The sequence below is a fragment of the Terrabacter sp. R4-6 genome (assembly GCF_057529065.1).
On sequence record NZ_CP197224.1, the window covers coordinates 2,740,209 to 2,760,805 of the forward strand.

A 20,597-nucleotide genomic window follows, 5' to 3' on the forward strand; every position below is an offset into this window, starting at 1 on the left:
TGGCGGTCGCGTGCGCATCGAGGTCGCCTCACCCTGCGCCTCGGGCGTGAGTCAGATGCCCTTCGCCGCCTCGATGAGCGTGTCGGCGGCGAAGCGCAGCCCCTCGAGCTGGTCGAGCTCCTGGTCCTCGTGCTCGATGTTCACCGGCATGTCGGGGTCGACCTGGTGCAGGGCGCGGAGGAACTCGGTCCAGTAGGCCGTGTCGTGCCCGCGGCCGACGGCGACGAAGTCCCACGACGGGGTCTTGGGCCAGCCGCTGAGGGTCGTGCCGCCGCCGAGCGGCAGGTAGCCCTGCTCACCCTCGGCGACGCGGTGGAAGGAGTCGTCGATGACGCCGTTGACCTTCGCGGCGTCGTTGACGCGCGTGTCCTTGGCGGCCGCGATGAAGACGAGCTCGCCGAGGTCGGCGACGGCGTGGACGGGGTCGATGCCCTGCCAGAAGAGGTGGCTCGGGTCCATCTCGGCGCCGACGTGGGTCGCGCCGGTCTCCTCGACGAGGCGGTGCAGGGTGCGCGGGTTGAAGACGATGTTGCCCGGGTGCATCTCGATGGCGACGCGGACGTCCGCGTCGACGGCCCGAGCCTGGATGTCCTTCCAGTAGGGGACCGCGACGCTCCACTGGTGGTCCTGGACGTCGAGGAAGGGGCTCCACCAGGGGAGCGGGTTCCACACGGGGACAGAGGTGCCCGGCTCGCCGCCGGGAGCGCCCGACATCGTGATGACGCGCGGGACGCCGAGGAGCGCGGCGAGCTCGATCGAGTCGACGAGGTCCTGCGAGTGCGGGAAGCCCGCGGCCGGGTGCAGCGGGTTGCCGTTGCAGTTGAGGGCGGTCAGGGTCAGCCCGCGCGAGCTGAACTCGCCGAGGTAGTCCTGGCGGGCCTGGTCGCTCGCGCGAAGGTCGTCGACGGGCAGGTGGATGGGCGGCAGGAAGCCGCCGGAGTTGACCTCGACGCTCGTGAGCCCGAGGCTCGCGATCATGTCGAGGGCCTCGCCGAGGGGCTTGTCGCCGAGGCAGGCGTTGTAGGCGCCGAGCTGCATGGTCATACCTTCCGAAAGTGTCTGGGGCGGTGGGGGACTCGAGCGAGTCAGGCGAGTGGGACCGCGGCGCCGTCGGCCGCGGCCGACCGCGTGACCGCGTCGATGATGGTGAGATCGCGCAGGCCGTCCTCGAAGGTCGCGACGGGCGGCAGGCCGTCGATGCCGGCGACCTGCTCGAGGAAGGCGCGGCACTGGTAGCCGAAGAGGTCGGCGACGCCGAAGGAGACGCCGGGGAAGTCCATCGGCAGGCCGCCCTTGACGTAGGGGTGCGCGGGACCGGCGAGCACCTGGTTGTAGCCGTCCAGGCCGTCGTCACGCAGCTTGCGGATGACGGAGAACTCGGCGGGACGGTCCATGTCCCACTTGGCGGCTCCGTGCTCGGCCATGAGGTCGAAGGCGAGCGAGTTGGCGTGCCCGGGGGCGATGCGCGAGATCGAGAAGGTGCCGACGGCGCCGGACCGGAAGTGTGCGGTGAAGGTCGCGACGTCGTCGTTCTCGACCGGCTCACGCACGTCGGACAGCTCGGCCCTGGCGTGGCCGTAGGTCGTGCCGAGCGGTACGGCGCGATCCGTGACCTTCGTCGTGAACGTCGCGCCGCTCACGGAAGCCATGGAGCCGCAGAGAAACTCGGCGAGGTCGATGAGGTGGCTGCCGATGTCGGCGAGCGCTCCCGTGCCCGGACCGCCCTTGTAGCGCCATGCCATCGGGGTCTCGGCGCTGCGGGCGTAGTCGCACCAGTAACGGCCGTTGAAGTGGCTGACCTCGCCGAGCTCGTCGCGCAGGAGGTCGCGGATCGCGGCGACGGCGGGCTGGCGGCGGTAGACGAACGCCGTGCCGGTCGCGAGGTCGGAGTGCTTCTCGGCGGCCGCGATCATGGCCCGCGCGTCGTCGATGCTCGCCGCGATCGGCTTCTCGCAGAGCACGTGCTTTCCGGCGTCGAGGAGGGCCTCGACGATCTCGCGGTGCAGGTGGTTGGCGACGACGACGCTGACGACGTGGACGTCGTCGGCGGTCAACAGTTCGCGCCAGTCGGTGCCGTGGCGCTCGTAGCCGTAGCGGGCGGCGGCGTCCTCGGCGACGGCCTCGTTCGCGTCGACGACGGCGGCATACCGGATGGGGGGCAGCGGCGGGTCGAAGAGCGTGGGGGCGGTGCGGTAGCCGGCGCAGTGCGCCCGCCCCGCCATGCCGGCGCCGACGACGGCGACGCCGATGGGTGACTGCGTCATGGGATGTACCTCTCTGGACATCTCGGTCAGGGGTGCAACCAGCGATTTAAAGCGCTTTAAGTTACGATGGCTCCAGTGTGCGGAGCGCCCTCGCCCCTGTCAACACTTTGTTCTGACAATCTGTCCTGAGTCCCTCCCGACGTCGCCACCCGTAGGAGCCGTATGCCGTCCCGTCCCGCGCGCCCGCGACTCGAGGACGTCGCCTCCCGGGCCGGCGTCAGCACCGCATCGGCATCCCTCGTCCTGCGCGGACGCCCCGGGCCGGGTGCCACGACGCGCGAGGCCGTGCTCGACGCCGCTCGCGAGCTCGGCTACCGCGCCGACCGCACCGCCAGCCTCCTCGCGCGCCGCCGCACGCAGCTGCTCGGCGTGACGATGGACGTACGCAGCACCTTCCACGCCGAGCTGCTCGAGGACCTCCAGGCCGCCGCCGACGAGCGGGGCTACGACATCGTCGTCAGCCCCCTGACGCGCACCCGCGACGAGCGCCGTGCCGTCGAGTCGCTCCTCGACTTCCGGTGCGAGGCGCTGCTGCTGCTCGGTCCGCGGCTGCCCGACGCCGAGCTCGCCGCCCTTGCCGAGGAGCACCACGTCGTGGCCATCGGCCGTCGGGCGCAGGCGGCCGGCGTCGACGTCGTGCGCGCGGCCGACGACGTGGGTGTGGGCCTCGCCGTCGAGCACCTGGTCGGGCTGGGGCACCGCGACATCGCCTTCGTCGACGGGCCCCGTGGTCCGATCGCGACGTTGCGCCGGCAGGGCTACCGCAGCTCCATGAAACGCCTCGGCCTCGCCAACTCCGTGCACGTCGTCGACGGCGGGGGAGACGAGGAGTCCGGCACCCGCGCCGCCGCCACCATCCTCGCCCCCCAACCGTCGAAAGGCCGTAAACCGGGGCCGATCGACGGCCGCGAGGCCACCCGAGATCGTGTGCGTATGCCGTCCGCCCTCGTCGCGTTCAACGACCGGGCCGCGCTCGGCCTCCTCGACCGCCTGCGGCGCGAGGGCGTCGACGTGCCCCGGGACGTCTCGGTCGTCGGCTACGACGACAGCCTCATCGCCCGGCTCGCGACCGTCGACCTCACGAGCGTCAGCCAGATCCCCGAGGCGATGGCGACGGCCGCGGTCGAGGCAGCGACGCAGCGCCTCGACGACGGGCGCACCGAGTCTGTCGAGCTCGTCCTCGAGCCGCAGCTCGTGGTCCGCGGCACGACGGCACCGCGCGGTGACGCGACGACCCGGCGCGGCGGCATACGCGAGCCGTGAGGGGCCGCCCGTCGGTGCGGCGGGCTACGGTCATTTCGTGGCCGACAAGCTCACCCGCCAGGCGGCGTCCGACGCCTTGCCCACGTGGCGGTTCCTGCTCCAGCGGATGCACCTCACGGTGCGGGCGCCCGACGTCGCGACGGCGTTCGACTTCGTCGCGCGGGTCGGCGCCGTGGCGGCGCCCCTGGGTCGGCAGCCCGACCTCGACGTCCGTGGCGACGTCGTCCACCTCGCCGTGTCGACCGAGCCGGCCGGCGGCGTCAGCGACGACGACATCGCGGTCGGTCGGGCCGTCGACTCGGTCGTCGCCGACATGGGGCTGACGTCGGAGCCCGGGACCCTCACCGTCGTCGAGATCGCCATCGACGCCATGGACATCGACGCCGTCCGGCCCTTCTGGGACGCCGTCCTCGGCTGGGACGTCATCGCCCGCGACGACGTGCAGGACCCGCTCCGCCTGGGACCGGCCGTGTGGTTCCAGCAGATGGACGAGCCGCGCCCGCAGCGCAACCGGATCCACCTCGACGTCACCGTCGCCCACGACGAGGCGGCCGGCCGCATCGAGCGGGCGCTCGCCGCCGGAGGCCACCTCGTCTCCGACGCCAGGGCGCCGGCCTTCTGGATCCTCGCCGACCCCGAGGGCAACGAGGCGTGCATCTGCACCTGGCAGGGGCGCGACCCCGTCCCGGAGGGCTGACCTCCGGGCCCGCCGTCAGCCGGCCGTCGCGTCGGCGGCGGCCAGCACGACGAGGTCGGCGATCTCGTCGGGGTGCGTGAAGAGGTTGTTGTGCGACCCGCCGAGCAGCGACGTACGCACGCGGGGCGCGCTGCCGGCCGATCCGGCCAGCTGGTCGAGCCACGTGACCGGCACGAAGGCGTCGTGCACCCCTGCCGTCACCGTCACGGGCACCGGCAGGTGCGCGATCCGCTCCTCCGGGGCGTCGCGGAGCCCTGACTGGAGCATCGCGACGATGCCGGCCCGGCCGCGGTAGACCTCCATCGCGTCGACCTGGTCGAGTCGGTCGTCGCGGTAGGCGAAGGGAGTCGCGCGGGCCAACCGGTGCAGGCGGCGCTGCTCGGGGGCGAAGGTCGTGCCGGCGAGCACGAGCGAGAAGTCGCGGCGGCGGGCGCTGAGGGCGAGGGCGGCGGTCAGCGCGGCCTGCCCGCCCGTCGAGTGGCCGAGGACGACGACAGGGTGCCCGGCGGCCTGGGCCTCGACCCACCGGGCGGCCGTCAGGCCCGTCGCGTGGACGGAGGGGCTCGTCGGCCGCGGCAGGTTGGAGCCGAAGCCCGGCAGGTCGAGCACCGTGCAGGCCAGACCGCGGGCGACGAGGGCCCGGGCCGTGGGGATCGTGTAGAAGGGCAGTCCGAGCCCGGGGAGGAGGACGACGAGCGGTGTCGTGCGGGGCGCGTCGCCGCCGAGGGACAACGACCGGACGACGCGGCCCCGGAGGCTCGTGAACTGCACGCGCACGTCCGGCCCGACGTCGCGGCCGAGCACGTCACGCGGCTTCACGAGGGCGCGCCGCGGCGGGTGGGGGGAGCCGTGCTGGCGCGCACGACGAGCTTGGGCTCGATGACGACGGGGTCGGCGTGCGCCGTGCCGGGCCCTTCCTCCGGGGACTCGCGGTCGAGCCGGTCGGCGAGGGTGCGTACGGTCTCGGCGCCGAGGCGCTCGGCGTCCTGGCGCACCGTCGTCAGGGCCACGTGCGGGTAGCCGGCCTCGGTGATGTCGTCGAAGCCGACGACGGACACGTCACCGGGCACGCGGAGGCCGGACTGTCGCGCCACGTCGACGAAGCCGATCGCGCACCGGTCGTTGAACGCCGCCACGGCCGTGGGCCGTTCGCGCGCGCCGAGCGCGAGGAAGGCGCGGGTCGCCTCGGCGCCCTCGAGCTCGCTGACGCCGCCCGGCAGGACCCTCTCGGTCAGGCTCGGTGAGCGCCGCATCGCCGTGCGGTAGCCGCGGCGCCGCTCGGCCGCGCCCGCGGAGCGACCGCCGTCGAGGAGGGCGATCCGCCGGTGGCCGAGGCCGCGGAGGTGCTCGACCGACAGGCGCAGCCCTTCAGCGTCGTCGGTGCGGACGACCCCCACCTCGCCGCCGGGGACGGGCCGTAGGACGCTGACGACCGGGAGCCGTGCGGCCAGGCGCTCCAGGTGGGCCGTGCCCTGGCTGCTGCCGAGCAGGATGATGCCCTCACACCGCTCGGCGAGCAGCGTCTCCACAGCGGCCGCCTCCGAGCGCGACGGCGTGATGCCGCTCAGCACCAGCTCGTAGGCCGCCGCGTCGGCGTGCGCGTAGAGGCTCTCCAGCAGGTCGCCGTGGAAGGCGTGCCCGACGCTGAAGGTCACGCCCAGTGTCCGGGTGCGGCTGCTGCCGAGACGGCTGGCGCGGGTGTCGGGTCGGTAGTCGAGCTCGCGTGCGGCGGTGAGGACGCGCTCGCGGGTCGCCTCGGAGGCGCCGGCGACACCGCGGAAGACGATCGACACGAGGGCGCGCGAGACGCCGGCACGTGCGGCGACGTGCTCCATCGTGACCCTCTCGCTGCCCACGTCGCGACTCTAGAGCGCTCCATGGCCATGGGCCAGCCCTTGACCGGCGCGGCGGTGGAGCGCTTCAATGTGGGATGAACTAGAGCGCTCTAGTCCATCTCTGCGAAGGAGCAGCCATGACGCGCATCGACCCGGTCCGCATCGGTCTCATCGGCGCCGGCCGCATCGGCACCCACCACGCCACGACGTTGGCTCGGAGGCTCGGTGAGGCCGAGCTCGTCGCCGTCGCCGACCCCCGGGCCGCCGCGGCGGAACGCCTCGGCGAGGAGCTCGGCACCCCGTGGCTCACCGACCCGCAGGCGCTCATCGACGACCCCCGGGTCGAGGCCGTCGCCATCACGTGCGCCAGCACGGCACACGCCGACCTCGTCGTCGCCGCCGCGGGGGCCGGCAAGGCCGTCTTCGTCGAGAAGCCGATGGCGATGACCCTCGCCGACGCCGACCGCGCGGTCGCCGCGGCCCGAGCTGCCGGCATACCCCTGCAGGTCGGCTTCAACCGGCGCTTCGCCAGCGACTTCGCCGCCGCCCACGAGACGGTCGCCGCCGGGGGCATCGGGACGCCGCAGCTGCTCCGCTCGCTCACCCGTGACCCCGGGCTCGCCGACCCGGCCGGCGTGCCGCCGTGGACGATCTTCACCCAGACGCTCATCCACGACTTCGACGCGCTCAACTGGTTCAACGCCGGCGCGACGGCCGTCGAGGTCTCCGTCATGGCCGACGCCCTCGTCGCGCCCGACTTCAAGGACGCCGACCTGCTCGACACCGCCGTCGTGACGATCCGCTACGACAACGGGGCGATCGCCGTCGCCGAGGCGAGCTTCTCGGCCGCCTACGGCTACGACGTGCGCGCCGAGGTCTTCGGCTCGGCCGGAATGGTCACCGCCGGGAGCCCGGCCCACCTCCGCACCGCGCACTGGAGCGCGGCCGGGGTCTCGAGTCCGACGGCCCGCGCCGACACCGACCTCTTCACCGACGCGTATGCCGCCGAGCTCGCTGCCTTCTGCGCCGCGGTCCGCGCCGGCGGGCCCACGCAGGTCGGTGGTGAGGACGCGCGCGCCGCGCTGCGGATCGCGCTCGCCTGCATCGAGGCCGTCGAGACCGGTGGCACCGTGGCCATCCGCGACACCGACCGCGTGACGACCGGAGCGGGTGCCTGATGGCGAGCCCGTTCACGCTCGCGGTGAGCGCCGAGATGGTCTACCTCGACCTGCCCTTCACCGAGCGCGTGCGGCGCATCCACGCGCTCGGCTTCGAGGTCGAGATCTGGGACTGGACGCGGCACGACGTCGACGAGCTCGTCGCCCTCCGTGACGAGGGCGTCGTCTACTCGTCGATGACCGGCTACGTGCGCGGCCGGCTCGGTGACGACGAGGGAGCGAGTGAGCTGCTCGCGACCGCGGGCGAGTCGGTGCCCGTGGCGCGTCGGCTCGGCATCCCGCGCCTCAACCTCCACGGCACGGGCCTCGACGACCGGGGCCTGCCCGTGCGTCCGGAACCCGTGGCGACGGGACCGATGTGGCTGACGGCCCAGCGCACGCTCGGACGCATCGCCGAGCTCGGGGAGCGCGAGGGCGTCATGTTCGTCCTCGAGAACCTCAACACCGCCGTCGACCACCCCGGCGTGCCCTTCGCGACCGCCGCCGACTGCCTGGCCCTCGTCGAGGCCGTCGACAGCCCGCACCTCAAGCTGATGCTCGACCTCTACCACGCCCAGATCGGGGAGGGGAACCTCATCGAGCTCTGCCGCCGGGCCCTGCCGCACATCGGCGAGGTCCAGGTGGCCGACGTGCCCGGTCGTCGCGAGCCCGGCACCGGGGAGATCGCCTATCCGGCGATCGCGCGGGCCCTCGTCGAGATGGGCTACGCCGGTCCGGTCGGTCTCGAGGGCTTCGCCTCGGGCGACGACGAGGTCGCACTGAAGCGCTTCCGCGACGCCTTCACTCCCGAGCCGTCGTCGGGGGCGCCCTGAGCGCAGCCGCGTCGGGCACGACGGCCCGGGACGCTCGCCGGCGGGCAGGCTCAGCTCGTCGACTCCATTGCCGCGGCGACCCGTTCGGCGGACTCGCGCATGGCCTCGTCGGAGATGTTGGGCAGGACGTCCTCCCACAGCGGCAGCATCGGGCCGTTGGCGTCGAGCATCCCGAGAGGTCGCGGCATGAGCCAGACGTGGAAGTGCGCTCCGCCGTCACCCCACCGGTAGACGTGGACCCGGCCGACGTCGCCGAGCGCGAGGATCGCGCGCTCGACGCGAGCCAGGACGAGACCGAACGACGCCGCGACCGCCGCCGGCAGGTCGACCAGGGAGTCGGCGTGCTCGCGGCTGGCGAGCCAGACGGTGCCGGGCAGGCTGCCCCCGACGGCGGGGTGCAGGGTCCAGTGCTCGTCGCTCCAGACGCTGCTGCTCGTGTGGTGGGAGCAGACCCCGCACTCCTCGCCGCGACGCGGCGGCTCGGGAACGACGCGGGGGGACGGGGCGCGTGAGGTGAGCGGACCGGACCAGGGGAGCGTGTCGAAGCTGGTCGGGACGAGGTCGGGCGCGGGGGCGGTTCGTGTGGTCATGACCCGATCCTGCGCCGACGTGACGCCTCGGACCTGATCGCCTTTGCGGTCCTCCGACGCGGGTCCTCGTCAGCCGCGGGAGCTGATCCAGTGGGGGAGGATGCCGCTCGCGAGCGCGGCCGCCCGCAGCGGCGCCGCGAGCTCGGCGACCCGGCGCGTGCCGTCGAGCCCGAGGTGGGCCCAGCCCTCGAGGGCCATCCGGTCCGTCTCGCGCTCGAGGTCCTTGCGGAAGGCGAGGCCGTGCTCGGTCAGACCGTCGCCGTCGACGAGCCCGCGCTCGGTGAGCCGCTCGACGCCCGCCGCCCACTCCTCGTCGGACCAGCCGCGGCTCGACCGCATGAAGCCGGTGCTGCCGGAGAAGAGCCCGCCGATGACGATCGACTCGACCGGGTCGAGCCCGGCGCGCAGCAGGGCCGCCACGTGGCCGTCGCCGCGGTGCTCGCGGATGAGCGTCGCGGCGTGCCAGAGCGCGAGGCGCGGCTCGTCGGGCCACGCGAGCCCGGCGTGGGCGGCATACAACGGGCGGCCGGGGGCCGTGAGGCCCGCGCAGACGGTGCGGGCGAGGTCGAGCAGCTCGCTGACGTCGGTGTCGCCGACGACACGGTCGAGCACGACTGCCATGCCGTCGCGCCGGGCCTGCTGCACCTGCTCGGGGCTCGCGACCGCCCACGACGCGGGCAGGGCCTTGGCGTGCAGCCACGGCGCGAAGACGTAGAACGTCGCGGTCGGCACCTCGGGCCCGACCGCACCGAAGGCCGCCGAACGGGCGGCGAAGTAGCTGAGGCGCGGGTGCAGCCCGAGGGCGACGTAGGCGTCACGCACGTCGTCGGCGAAGTAGCCGAGCACGTGGAGCGTCTCGAGGCCTCCCCACGCCTGTCGCGAGGCCCGGATGAGGTTGACGTCGTCGGCAGCGCGGCTCATGACCAGCACCCTAGGCGCCGTGGCTCAGCGCACGACGAGGGCCAGCGCCGAGACGGCGGTCGCGGCGAGCACGGCCTGGTCGAAGCGGGTCTGGCTGAGACGCCGCGCCGTGTGCAGCCCGACCCACGTGCCGACGAGCACGAGGGGGGCGAGCAGCGCTGTGCGCCAGAGGGTCTCGACGCTGAAGAGGCCGAGTCCGATGCTGAAGGGCACCTTGCAGAGGTTGACCCCGAAGAAGAAGAGCGCACCCGTGCCGAGGAAGCGGCGCTTCTCGACCCCCTGGGCGACGAGGTAGAGGGTCATGACCGGGCCCGCGGCGTTCGCCGTCATCGTCGCGAAGCCTGCCGCCGCGCCGGTGCCGAGCGCAGCCGCGCGGGAGGAGCCCACCCGGGCCGTGTCGGGTGAGCGCCACGTGAGGACGAGCTGGAGCGCCGCGAGGACGAGGAGCAGGCCGCCGATGGCCCGGCGCAGCGTGTCGTCGTCGACCCACGAGAGGAAGAGGGCGCCCAGGGCGAGCCCCGGCAGCACGGCCGGGATGAGCCGCCTGAGCAGGCCGAGGTCCGCGTCGTGGCGGTAGTGCCAGACGGCGACGACGTCACCGATGAGGAGGAGCAGCAGGATCGCCGCCGTCGACTCCTTCGTCGGCAGGACGAAGGCGAAGATCGCGATGGAGATGCTCGCGACGCCGCCGATGGCCGTCTTGGCGAAGCCGATGAGCAGCGCGGCGACCCCGAGCAGCACCAGCGACGCGACGGTCATGGAAGCGCAGCGTATGCCGCCGACGAAGCGTCCGGGCGCCCGTCCGTCGCAGGTTGGACCGGTCTCAGACCCCGAGGGAGGCGCCGAGCTTGCCGAGCAGCCGGGCGAGCGTGGCTCGCTCGCTCGCCGTGAGCGGCTCGAGCAGCCGCTCCTCGTTGGCGAAGTGCTCGGGCGCTGCGCGGTCGATGAGCTCGCGCCCCTTCCCGGTGAGGACGACGATGCGGCTGCGACGGTCGTCGTCCGCGACGCGCCGCTCGACGAGGCCCGCGCCCTCGAGCCGGTCGAGGCGCTTCGTCACGGCGCCCGACGTCACCATCGTCTGGTCCATGAGCTCGGTGGGTGTCAGCTCGTAGGGCTCGCCGGTGCGGCGCAGGGTCGCGAGCACGTCGAAGTCGCCCTCGCCGAGACCGTGCGCGTTGTAGACCTTGACGAGCTCGGTCGTCAGGGCCAGGGCGACGCGGTGCAGCCGGCCGATGACGAGCACCGGGGTGACGTCGAGCTCGGGACGGACGGCCGCCCACTGGTCGACGACGTGCTGCGCGTGGTCCTCGTGATGGTCCATGACTGGAATATATCTTCTCCGGAAGGTATTTTATCTTCCATGGAAGGCAATCGGGCGCGCTGGGCGGACGTCGCGACGACGGCGCTCCCCGCCGCCATCTGGGGGTCCACGTATGCCGTCACGCAGCAGTGGCTGCCACCTGACCGTCCGCTCTTCGCCGCCACCGTGCGGGCCCTGCCCGTCGGCCTGCTCATGCTCCTCTGGCTCCGACGCCTGCCTCGGCGCGACTGGTGGTGGCGCTCGCTCGTCCTCGGCTCGCTCAACATCGGCCTCTTCTACGCGCTGCTCTTCCTCGCGGCCTACCGCCTCCCGAGCGGGCTCGGGGCCACGCTCGTCGCGACCGCCCCGATGGTGACGATGGGCGTCTCCCGGCTGCTCCTGGGTCAGCGCCCCGCCCGGGTCTCGGTGGCGGCCGGTCTGGTCGGCCTCGTCGGGGTCGCCCTGCTCGTCCTCCAGAACGGTCTCGACAAGCCCCTCGACCCGGTGGGCCTCGGGGCCGGCTTCCTCGCCGTCGTGCTCTCGTCGGTGGGCTTCGTCCTGACGAAGCAGTGGTCGCCCACCGACGACGTCGTCACCATGACGTCGTGGCAGCTCGTCGCCGGCGGCCTGGTGCTGCTGCCCATCGGGCTCGTCGTCGAGGGCGCACCGCCCGCGCTCGACCTGCCGGCCGTCGGGGCCCTCGTCTACCTCGGCCTGCTCGGCAGCGGCGTCGCCTACGTCCTGTGGTTCCGCGGCCTGGCGATCCTCGGCCCGACGCCGGCCTCGATCATCGGCCTCGTCAACCCGGTCGTCGGCGTGCTGCTCGGTGTCGCACTCCTCGGCGAGCACTTCGGCCCCGTGCACCTCGTCGCCATGGTCCTCGTCGTCGGCAGCGTCCTCGCCGCGCAGGAGCCGGTCCGGGCCCGCCTCGCCCGACGCGCCGCGCCGGCCAGTGCGCCGACCGTCCCGATGGGCGACACGGCGGTGCCGGTCACCCGTTCGTGAGCTGCACAGCGCGACCGCGGCGGACGGCATACGGCCGCCTCTTCCCACCGGGGCCCGGGCGGGTAAGGCTGTGGCATGGCCACCGACACCGACCACACCTTCGACGTCATCGTCATCGGGCTCGGACCGGGGGGTGAGCACGTCGCCGGGAGCCTCGCCGAGCGCGGCCTGCGCGTCCTCGGCGTCGACCGCCGGCTCGTCGGAGGTGAGTGCCCCTACTGGGGCTGCATCCCGTCGAAGATGATGATCCGCGCCGCCGATTCGCTCGCCGAGGCCCGCCGCGTGGAGGGGCTGGCCGGCTCGGTCGGCGAGGTGACGCCCGACTGGTCCGTCGTCGCGAAGCGCATCCGCGAGGAGGCCACCGACGACTGGGACGACAAGGTCGCCGTCGAGCGGCTCACCGGCAAGGGTGCGACGTTCGTCCGCGGGACGGCGCGCATCGCGGGGCCCGGGCGCGTCGACGTCGACGGCACCGCCTACACGGCGACCACGGGCATCGTCGTCAACACCGGCACGACGGCCGCGATCCCACCCGTCGAGGGCCTCTCGGACACGCCCTACTGGACCAACCACGACATCGTCGAGGCCACCGAGCTGCCCGCCTCGGTCGTCGTCCTCGGCGGCGGCGCCATCGGCTGCGAGCTGAGCCAGGTCATGGCCCGCTTCGGCGTCGATGTGACCGTCGTCGAGGCCGCCGACCGCATCCTCGCCCTCGAGGAGCCCGAGGCCTCAGCGGCGCTCGCGACAGCCCTCGAGGCCGACGGCGTCACCGTCCGGCAGGGCGTCGGCGCCGAGAAGGTCACGTACGAGGGCACCGCCTTCAGCGTGACGCTCGCCGACGGCTCGACGCTGACGGCGGAGAAGCTCCTCGTCGCCACCGGCCGCCGCGCCGACCCCGCCGCCGTCGGGCTCGACACGGTCGGCGTCGCCGAGAACTCGCGCACCGCGCCCGTCGACGACCGCTGCCGTGTCACCGACGGCGTCTGGGCCGTCGGCGACATCACCGGCAAGGGCGCCTTCACGCACGTCTCGATGTACCAGGCGGGAGTCGTCATCCGTGACGTCCTCGGCGACGACGGCCCGCCGGCGGAGTATGCCGCCCTCCCGCGCGTCACGTTCACCGATCCCGAGGTCGGTGCCGTCGGGATGACCGAGCAGCAGGCCCGCGACAAGCTCGCCAACGTCCAGGTCGGCGTCACGCCGCTCGGCGAGACGACCCGCGGCTGGATCGCCAAGGCCGACGGCCTCATCAAGGTCGTCGCCGACGCGGACCGCGGCGTCCTCGTCGGCGCCACGACGATGGGGCCGGCCGGGGGAGAGGTGCTCGGGGCGCTCGCCGTCGCCGTGCACGGCGAGGTCCCGATCGAGCGGCTCCGCTCGATGATCTATGCCTACCCGACCCTGCACCGCGGCATCGAGGACGCCCTCGGCCGCCTCGCCTGAGGCCGCGGGTCGCGCCGACGGACGACCGTTGGTCGGCGCCAGCGCGCTCCTCCGGCGTGTCGCGCGGCGTGTCGGGGCGGTCCGACGAGCAACGGTCGTCCGTCGGCAGCCGGCCGACGAGCGGCGAACGCCGGGCGACGTTCCGGTGAGCGCGGCGCGGCGCGCGGGCGACGGGTGTCCGGGCCTGCGTGGGCGGCTCGATCCGGGCGATACGGTGAGCGCATGGCACAGCGACTGCTCGCCCTCGACCTCGACGGCACGACTCTCAACCACATGGGCGAGCTCTCCGACCGCGTCCGCGACGCCGTCCAGACCCTGCCCGACGACGTCGCCGTCGTCATCGCGACGGGCCGCTCGATCATCGCGACGACGCCGATCCTCGAGGCCCTCGGGCTGCGCCAGGGCTACGCCATCTGCTCCAACGGCGCCCTGACGCTCCAGCTCGACCCGTCTGCGGCAGAGGGCTACTCGATCATCGACATGGTGACCTTCGACCCTCGGTCGGTGCTCGAGAAGATGCGCGTCGCACTCCCCGACGCGCTCATCGCCGTCGAGGAGCCCGGCGTCGGCTTCAAGGTGAGCAGGCACTTCCCCGACGGTGAGCTCATGGGTGAGTCGCGCGAGGTCGAGTGGGACGAGCTCATCGCGCACCCCGTCACACGCGTCACCCTCCGCCAGCCCGAGGCCACGGCCGAGGAGTTCATGGAGATGGTCGAGCGCGCCGGTCTGCACGGGGTGTCGTATGCCGTCGGCTGGTCCGCGTGGCTCGACATCAACCCCGAGGGCGTGTCCAAGGCGAGCGCCCTCGAGCTCGTCCGCCGCCAGCTGCGCGTCGAGCCGATCCACACCGTCGCCTGCGGCGACCAGCGCAACGACCTCGAGATGCTGCACTGGGCCGCGTGGGGTGTCGCCATGGGCAACGCCCCCGACCAGGTCAAGGCGGTCGCCGACGAGGTCACCGGTCACGTCGACGAGGACGGCCTCGTCCCGGTCCTCGAGGCGGTGGCTCAGGCCGCCCGCGAGGGCGTCGCCTTCCGCGACGGGGTCGAGTCGGCCGCCACGGCCCGGCTCGAGCTCTAGCCCGGACGGCGGGTCGTCGCGTGCCGATCGTCTTCGTCCACGGCGTCGCGGTCCGTGACGAGGACGCGACCCTCGCCCGGGCGACGCGGGCCTTCGGCGAGGTGCCGTGGACCGCCATCGAGGCGCAGCTGCGCGAGCACGTCGCTCCCGCCGTGTCCGACGACCCTGGCGGCGTGCCGATCATGCGGATCTACTGGGGTGACCTCGGCGCGCACTTCGCCTTCGGCGGCCGGTCCCTCGTCTCGGGACCCCTCGACCTGCCGGAGGCCGCCGAGGAGGCGGTCGCAGAGGCGGTCGTGGACGCGGTCGACGACGTCACCCCCGAGCCGAGACGCATCAGGCGGCTGCGGGGGGCGGCGACGTCGCTGCGCCGGCCGCTCGAGGACTTCGTGCCGGTCTTCCTCGGCGACGTCCTCACCTACGTCTCGACGCGCGGCAGTGCGGAGGCTCCGGGGCCGATCATCGAGCGCGTCCTCGCCGGCCTCGACACCGCGGCCTTCGCCGCCGAGAGCCGGGGCGAGCCGCTCGTCGTCCTCACCCACAGCATGGGCGGGCAGATCGTCTACGACCTCGTCACCCACTTCCTGCCGCGAATGCCCGAGCACCGTGGCATCCGCATCGACTACTGGTGCGCGGCCGCGTCGCAGGTCGGACTCTTCGAGGAGCTGGGGCTCTTCCTCGAGAGCGCGCCCGACCGTGGACCCGGCCCGGCGGCATACCCTCCACGCGAGCACCTCGGCGGCTGGTGGAACGTCTGGGACCACGCCGACCTGCTGAGCTTCCGCGCCGAGGGCATCGTCGAGGGCGTCGACGACTCGGCGTTCTTCGCCGCGGGCAGTCTCGCGACCGACCACTACCGCTACCTCGCGAACGCCGACTTCTACCGCGCCCTCGCCGGCCGCGTCCGTGCCAGCATCGGACGACCGGACGGTCGCTGAGCCCTCGCCGGAGGTTTCTCGAGGGCCCGTGTCGAGACGCGTGCGGCCCGTTCGACGTAGAGGTGAGCAGGGCCCGACGGCCCCGCGCCGACCGCAGGAGGAGACCGCCATGCGCTTCATGATCATCGTCCACGCCACCCCCGAGACCGAGCAGGGCACGACCGGCACCGAGCAGCAGTTCGCCGACATGCAGGCCTACAACGAGGAGATGCTCAGGGCCGGCGTCTTCGTCGACGGCCAGGGGCTGCACCCGACGGCCAAGGGTGCGCGGGTCACCTACGAGGACGGTGACTGGGTCGTGACCGACGGGCCGTTCGCCGAGGCCAAGGAGCTCATCGCCGGCTTCACGATCATCGACGTCAGCTCTCGCGAGGAGGCGCTCGAGTGGCTCCGCAAGTGGCCGGTCTCGTGCGCGCCCGACCCCGGTCAGGCGCTCGAGCTGCGGCAGGTCTTCTCCCCCGAGGACTTCGGCGACGCCTTCACGCCCGAGCTGCGCGAGCGCGAGGAGCAGATGCGGGCCGAGGCCGCTCGCAACGCCGCCGGCGGCTGACCGGCACCGGTCACGCGACACGGCCCCCACGAGGGCGTATGCCGTGTGGCGGGGTCGGTGACCCCGGTTCGTGCCAGAGTGTCCGGGTGTCATCCACCGCCGAACCGGGCCTGCGATCCGACGACGTCCAGCGCACGCTGGAGGCCGTGTGGCGCATGGAGGCCGCCAAGGTGACGGCCGTCGTGGCCCGCCTCGTCGGCGACGTCGGCCTGGCCGAGGACCTCGCCCAGGACGCGTTCGTGCAGGCGCTCGAGCAGTGGCCCCGCGACGGCATCCCGACCAAGCCGGGGGCCTGGCTGACCTCGACCGCGCGGCGTCGGGCCATCGACCGCATCCGTCGCGACGTCAACCTCGCGAGCAAGCTGCAGCAGGTGGGACACATGGAGGAGCTGCGGGTGGCCGAGCTGGCCGAGGGCGACTTCGACGCTGCGCTCGAGGACATCGACGACGACGTCCTCGGCCTCGTCTTCGCCGCGTGCCACCCTGCCCTCACCGCCCAGGCTCGGATCTCCTTGACGCTGAGGATGATCGGCGGTCTGACGACACGCGAGATCGCCCGCGCCTTCCTGACGACCGAGCCGACCGTCGCCCAGCGCATCTCGCGCGCGAAGAAGACCCTGAGCCAGGACGGCGTCACCATCGAGGTGCCGTCGGGCGCCGAGCTCGCGCCGCGCCTCGCGTCGGTCCTCGAGGTCGTCTACCTCATCTTCAACGAGGGGTATGCCGCGACGTCGGGCCGCGACTGGGTGCGCGGCGACCTCATGGAGGAGGCCATCCGGCTCGGGCGCGTGCTCTCGGCGCTCGCACCGAGCGAGCCCGAGGTGCACGGCCTCCTGGCCCTCATGGAGATCCAGGCCTCGCGCACCCGCGCCCGCATCGGCCCCGACGGCGAGCCGGTCCTGCTCCTCGACCAGGACCGCACGAAGTGGGACTGGGCCCTCATCCGCCACGCGCTCGCTGCCCTCGATCGGGCCGTGTCGCTCGTCGACCCCGCCCGGGGAACCGCCGGTCCCTACGTGCTGCAGGCAGCCATCGCCGCCTGCCACGCCCGCGCCCGGACGCCCGAGGCCACCGACTGGCCGCGCATCGTCGCGCTCTACGCCCAGCTCGGTGCCACCCGTCCGTCCCCCGTCATCGAGCTCAACCGCGCGGTCGCCCTCTCCTACGCCGAGGGTCCGGCCGCGGCGCTCGAGCTCGTCGACGGGCTCGTCGCCGCCGGGGCTCTTGCTGACTACCACCTCCTGCCGAGCGTCCGCGGCGACCTGCTCGCCCGCCTCGGCCGCGACGAGGAAGCCCGGGCCGAGTTCGCCCGTGCGGCAGCCATGACGCAGAACGATGCCGAGAGGGCCCTCCTCCTGCGACGCGCGGCCGGCGACGGCTGAGCGGCCCGTCAGCCCCCACCGCCGCCCAAACCGCCGATCCGCCGACGGGGTGGATGTATCAGGACTACCGTCGAGTCACCCTGCACTGACAACGGCTGTCGATCGGGTGGAGGTCTGCCATGGCCGTGGTGCACCAGAGCTGTGTCGGCTACGGCGCCGAGCCCTTCGCGTCGCTCGTCGCCGACTACCCCGGTGACGACGTCTACCCGTCGGCCGACTTCCGCACGGAGTGGGGCCCGGTCTTCCACCGCGGCCGGCTCGACGGCAGCGCCCGCGTGCTCGTCCTCGGCCAGGACCCCGCGACGCACGAGGCGATCTCGCGCCGCATCCTCGTCGGTGAGGCCGGCCAGCGCGTCCAGGGGCTGCTGGCCAAGGTCGGCGTCCACACGGCATACGCCATGGTCAACGTCTACCTCTACAGCGTCTTCGGCCAGGCGGCCGGGAGCCGTCACGCGAAGGACGCGGCCATCGCCGCCTACCGCCACCGCTGGCTCGACGCGCTGCTCGTCGGCACCGAGGTCACGGCCGTGGTCGCCCTCGGTGACCTCGCCAGGACGGCGTATGCCGCGTGGGCGCGGACCCAGCCCGACACCGCGGCGTCGCTGCACCTCGCCGCGATCCGACACCCCACGTACGCAGAGGGATTCGCGCGTGCGTCGGGCAAGCCGCTCGCCGAGACGACGGCGGCCCAGCTCGCGAACTGGAACGAGCACCTTCCCGACCTCGCCGCGCACGTGACCCCCGAGGGGCCCACCGACCTGACGCCGTATGCCGCCACGTGGGGTCCCGCGGACCTCGCGCCCATCCCGGAGGTCGACCTCCCACCCGGCGCGCCCGGGTGGTGGCGCGACGTCGACGCGTGGGCGACCCGCACCGGCGACGACAAGCAGACGAAGCGCGCGACGATCAGCGTCGTCGTCCCGAAGGGAGCCCGCACATGGCCAGCTCTGTGACCCGGCCGGCGCGACCCAGCGCCGGTACGAAGTCCGCCCTCGAGCACTGGGAGCCGGGCGCGTCCGGCGGCGGCCCGGGCCCGTTCGCCAAGGCGTACGCCCGGGGCATCACCGAGGAGCTGCCCGAGCCGACGCGTCGCTCCCGGGCGCTGCCCCCGGCGCCGTTCGCGCTGCACGGAGCCGTCATCACGCCCGACGGGGCCTGGTCGAGCGGCTACGTCACCGTCGCGAACGGGGTCATCGGCCGCGTCTCGAAGCGCAAGCCGACCGACGTCGCCGTGCTCGAGACCGACGGCGTCATCCTGCCGGGCCTGCTCGACCTCCACGGCCACCCCGAGTTCAACGTCTTCGCCGCCTGGGAGCCGCCCAAGCTCTACGACAACCGCTACGCGTGGCGCCGCTCCAAGCCCTACCAGGCCCTCGTCCGCGACCCGCAGAACATCCTGCTGACGCAGGTCCCGCCCAAGACGCAGACCCGCTACGCCGAGGTGCGTGCGCTCGTCGGCGGCGTCACCGGCATCCAGGGCGCCTCGGGTGCGAGCAGCGCGTCGTCCGAGCCGCTCGTGCGCAACCTCGACCAGTGGGCCTTCGGGGCGCACCGGGCGCGCTCGATGATCGACCTGCCCTCGGGGTCGTTCGGCCTGCCGAGCTTCGAGGCCGTCATGAAGCGGATCGGTGCCGGTGACGTCAACGCCTTCTACCTCCACCTGTCCGAGGGTCGGCGCGGGGATGCCGTGAGTGCCAAGGAGTTCCAGCGCTTCCTCACCCTCGGCGGTGCGACGTCGGCGACGAACATCATCCACGGCAGCGCCCTGACCGCCGACGACCTGCACACCGTCGCCGAGCTCGGCTGCCGGCTCGTGTGGTCACCGCAGTCCAACCTGCGCCTCTACGGCGAGACGACCCTCGCGGGCGAGGCGATCGCGGCGGGGATGCCCGTCGCGCTCGGTGCCGACTGGCTGCCCTCCGGGTCGACGAGCCTCCTCGCCGAGATGAAGGTGGCCCGCCGCGAGCTCGCGCGCCAGGAGCACCCGATCGCCGCCGCCGACCTCGTCGCCATGGTGACCTCGGTCGCTGCGCGGCTGGCCGGGCTCGACGACCACCTCGGATCCGTCGCCGACGGCCGGCCGGCCGACCTCGTCGTCCTCGAGCGGCACCACCCCGACCCCTACGAGAACGTGTGCCTCGCCGACCCGTCGTGGGTCGAGCTGGTCTGCATCGGCGGCGACGTCACCTACGGCCGGGCCGACTGGTTCGGCCGGCTCTCCGGCGCCGCGACCGGCACGACGATCGAGGACCTCACCGCCTGGGGCAAGCCGATGCGGCTCGACACCGGCTTCCAGGGTGGCACCGACGTGCCGTCCCTGACGGCCGTCCGCACGGCGCTCACGGCCGCCTACCCTGCCGTGGGCCCGATCTTCGCCTGACGGCATACGCCTGCCAGCGGCGCGCGATGCTGCACCTGGCGGCACACCCCGGGGACGGCCACCCACCGTGTCCGGTGGGCCGCTGACCCCGACGGGTGCGGCTGCGGTCGGGTCAGGCCGATGACCCACGAGGTGCTGCGTGCCTGCCCGGTGACGTGCCCGAACACGATCCGAACACGACCCGGACCGAGGCTTCACCTGCGTGCGCGAACGTAGGGGTCATGAACACCGACACCCGCCGGACGACCGGCCTCAAGCGCTCCTCCACCGCCCTCGGTGCGGCCGTCCTCGTCCTCGGCAGCCTCGTCCTCGGCGCCTGCTCGAAGACCGACGCGACAGGCACCGCCGCCAGTGCCATCGGCGCCGCGCCGCGGCAGGACTCGGCAGCGACGGACGGCGACACCATCGACCTCGTCTCCGCCGCCGTCGACACCCCGGCCGTCGACGACGCGTCCCAGGGCGCCGACGCCGGCGCGAAGGACCGCAAGGGCCTGCGCACCCGGATGCTCCGCGCGCTGCACGGCACGTGGGTCACCCAGGGCAAGACCGGCCCGGTCACCCACCAGGCGATCCGCGGCGACGTCACCGCCGTGTCCGCCACCTCGGTCACCGTCAAGGCCAAGGACGGCTTCTCGCAGACCTTCACGGTCTCCGGCGACACGAAGGTCCGGGTCCGCTCGAACGGCAAGGGCGCCGACTCGACCATCGGGGCCGTCAAGGTCGGCTCCAAGGCTCTCGTGACCGGGGTCGGCGCGACGAACCCGACGGCCCGCATGGTCGTCTTCAAGGTCACGACGGCCCAGCCCGGCGGCTCTCCCTCCCCGAGCGCGACGAGCTGAGACGACGGCACCCCGCCCGGGGACGGGCCGGACGGGGTGGCGGCAGACGAGGGAGGCGCCCCGCACCCAGCGGGACGCCTCCCTCATGACCGTCGGCACGGCATACGACCGCGTCTGCCG

Annotated in this window: 21 protein-coding genes; 13 read left to right on the top strand and 8 right to left on the bottom strand. The window is 73.4% G+C overall.

Features of this window, described 5'->3' with window-relative positions:
* Positions 1–51 precede the first annotated feature (51 nt).
* Positions 52–1,038, bottom strand: a complete 987-nt coding sequence (locus ACSSS0_RS12805) for a sugar phosphate isomerase/epimerase family protein (protein ID WP_487231206.1) — start codon at positions 1,036–1,038, stop codon at positions 52–54.
* 47 nt (positions 1,039–1,085) lie between these two features.
* Positions 1,086–2,264, bottom strand: a complete 1,179-nt coding sequence (locus tag ACSSS0_RS12810; protein WP_487228274.1) for a Gfo/Idh/MocA family protein — start codon at positions 2,262–2,264, stop codon at positions 1,086–1,088.
* A 162-nt stretch (positions 2,265–2,426) separates the two neighbouring features.
* Between ACSSS0_RS12810 and ACSSS0_RS12815 the strand changes: the two genes are divergently transcribed.
* Complete coding sequence (locus tag ACSSS0_RS12815) at positions 2,427–3,527, top strand: LacI family DNA-binding transcriptional regulator (protein ID WP_487228275.1); 1,101 nt, start codon at positions 2,427–2,429, stop codon at positions 3,525–3,527.
* Positions 3,528–3,564: 37 nt separating this feature from the next.
* The gene (locus ACSSS0_RS12820; RefSeq protein WP_487228276.1) at positions 3,565–4,224 is read left to right on the top strand and encodes a VOC family protein; all 660 of its coding nucleotides are present in this window, start codon (positions 3,565–3,567) and stop codon (positions 4,222–4,224) included.
* Positions 4,225–4,239: 15 nt separating this feature from the next.
* On the opposite strand, the gene ACSSS0_RS12825 is transcribed toward ACSSS0_RS12820, so the two are convergent.
* The gene (locus tag ACSSS0_RS12825) at positions 4,240–5,043 is read right to left on the bottom strand and encodes an alpha/beta fold hydrolase (RefSeq protein WP_487228277.1); all 804 of its coding nucleotides are present in this window, start codon (positions 5,041–5,043) and stop codon (positions 4,240–4,242) included.
* On the bottom strand, positions 5,040–6,080 hold the full coding sequence (locus ACSSS0_RS12830; protein ID WP_487228278.1) for a LacI family DNA-binding transcriptional regulator: 1,041 nt from the start codon (positions 6,078–6,080) through the stop codon (positions 5,040–5,042). Before ACSSS0_RS12830 ends, ACSSS0_RS12825 begins: the two co-directional genes overlap by 4 nt.
* A gap of 116 nt (positions 6,081–6,196) precedes the next feature.
* Between ACSSS0_RS12830 and ACSSS0_RS12835 the strand changes: the two genes are divergently transcribed.
* Both ACSSS0_RS12835 and ACSSS0_RS12840 read left to right on the top strand, forming a co-directional pair.
* On the top strand, positions 6,197–7,237 hold the full coding sequence (locus tag ACSSS0_RS12835) for a Gfo/Idh/MocA family oxidoreductase (RefSeq protein ID WP_487228279.1): 1,041 nt from the start codon (positions 6,197–6,199) through the stop codon (positions 7,235–7,237).
* Positions 7,237–8,049, top strand: a complete 813-nt coding sequence (locus ACSSS0_RS12840) for a TIM barrel protein (RefSeq protein ID WP_487228280.1) — start codon at positions 7,237–7,239, stop codon at positions 8,047–8,049. The genes ACSSS0_RS12835 and ACSSS0_RS12840 overlap by 1 nt, the downstream gene beginning before the upstream one ends.
* 50 nt (positions 8,050–8,099) lie before the next feature.
* Here ACSSS0_RS12840 and ACSSS0_RS12845 read toward each other — a convergent pair whose 3' ends face one another.
* The 4 genes from ACSSS0_RS12845 to ACSSS0_RS12860 form a co-directional block, all read right to left on the bottom strand.
* Positions 8,100–8,639 carry an HIT family protein gene (locus ACSSS0_RS12845; RefSeq protein WP_487228281.1) on the bottom strand — a complete coding sequence of 180 codons (540 nt, stop codon included), beginning with the start codon at positions 8,637–8,639 and terminating at the stop codon, positions 8,100–8,102.
* Positions 8,640–8,708: 69 nt separating this feature from the next.
* Positions 8,709–9,560, bottom strand: coding sequence for an SCO6745 family protein (locus tag ACSSS0_RS12850; protein WP_487228282.1), 852 nt, complete (start codon positions 9,558–9,560; stop codon positions 8,709–8,711).
* Positions 9,561–9,584: 24 nt separating this feature from the next.
* Positions 9,585–10,319 carry a sulfite exporter TauE/SafE family protein gene (locus ACSSS0_RS12855; RefSeq protein WP_487228283.1) on the bottom strand — a complete coding sequence of 245 codons (735 nt, stop codon included), beginning with the start codon at positions 10,317–10,319 and terminating at the stop codon, positions 9,585–9,587.
* Positions 10,320–10,383: 64 nt separating this feature from the next.
* A complete protein-coding gene (locus ACSSS0_RS12860) occupies positions 10,384–10,881 on the bottom strand; it encodes a MarR family winged helix-turn-helix transcriptional regulator (protein ID WP_435987539.1) in 498 nt (165 codons plus the stop codon).
* On the opposite strand from ACSSS0_RS12860, the gene ACSSS0_RS12865 reads away from it, so the two are divergent.
* The 9 genes from ACSSS0_RS12865 to ACSSS0_RS12905 all read left to right on the top strand — a co-directional run bounded on the left by ACSSS0_RS12865 (position 10,861) and on the right by ACSSS0_RS12905 (position 20,477).
* The gene (locus tag ACSSS0_RS12865; protein WP_487228284.1) at positions 10,861–11,865 is read left to right on the top strand and encodes a DMT family transporter; all 1,005 of its coding nucleotides are present in this window, start codon (positions 10,861–10,863) and stop codon (positions 11,863–11,865) included. The two genes, ACSSS0_RS12860 and ACSSS0_RS12865, sit on opposite strands and share 21 nt — an antisense overlap.
* Positions 11,866–11,940: 75 nt before the next feature.
* Positions 11,941–13,308: a dihydrolipoyl dehydrogenase family protein gene (locus tag ACSSS0_RS12870; RefSeq protein ID WP_487228285.1), complete on the top strand. Its 1,368-nt coding sequence runs from the start codon at positions 11,941–11,943 to the stop codon at positions 13,306–13,308.
* Positions 13,309–13,530: 222 nt separating this feature from the next.
* Positions 13,531–14,388, top strand: a complete 858-nt coding sequence (locus tag ACSSS0_RS12875) for an HAD family hydrolase (RefSeq protein ID WP_487228286.1) — start codon at positions 13,531–13,533, stop codon at positions 14,386–14,388.
* Positions 14,389–14,408: 20 nt separating this feature from the next.
* Positions 14,409–15,326 carry a hypothetical protein gene (locus ACSSS0_RS12880; RefSeq protein WP_487228287.1) on the top strand — a complete coding sequence of 306 codons (918 nt, stop codon included), beginning with the start codon at positions 14,409–14,411 and terminating at the stop codon, positions 15,324–15,326.
* A 109-nt stretch (positions 15,327–15,435) separates the two neighbouring features.
* Positions 15,436–15,876: a YciI family protein gene (locus tag ACSSS0_RS12885; RefSeq protein WP_487228288.1), complete on the top strand. Its 441-nt coding sequence runs from the start codon at positions 15,436–15,438 to the stop codon at positions 15,874–15,876.
* Positions 15,877–16,031: 155 nt separating this feature from the next.
* A complete protein-coding gene (locus tag ACSSS0_RS12890; RefSeq protein ID WP_487231207.1) occupies positions 16,032–17,258 on the top strand; it encodes an RNA polymerase sigma factor in 1,227 nt (408 codons plus the stop codon).
* Between the two features lie 119 nt (positions 17,259–17,377).
* Positions 17,378–18,211 carry a uracil-DNA glycosylase family protein gene (locus ACSSS0_RS12895; protein ID WP_487228289.1) on the top strand — a complete coding sequence of 278 codons (834 nt, stop codon included), beginning with the start codon at positions 17,378–17,380 and terminating at the stop codon, positions 18,209–18,211.
* Entirely contained in the window at positions 18,196–19,638 is a 1,443-nt protein-coding gene (locus ACSSS0_RS12900; RefSeq protein ID WP_487228290.1) for an amidohydrolase family protein, read from the top strand. Before ACSSS0_RS12895 ends, ACSSS0_RS12900 begins: the two co-directional genes overlap by 16 nt.
* Positions 19,639–19,859: 221 nt before the next feature.
* Positions 19,860–20,477 (top strand): hypothetical protein, encoded by a 618-nt coding sequence (locus ACSSS0_RS12905; RefSeq protein WP_487228291.1) that lies wholly within the window; start codon positions 19,860–19,862, stop codon positions 20,475–20,477.
* Positions 20,478–20,597 lie beyond the last annotated feature (120 nt).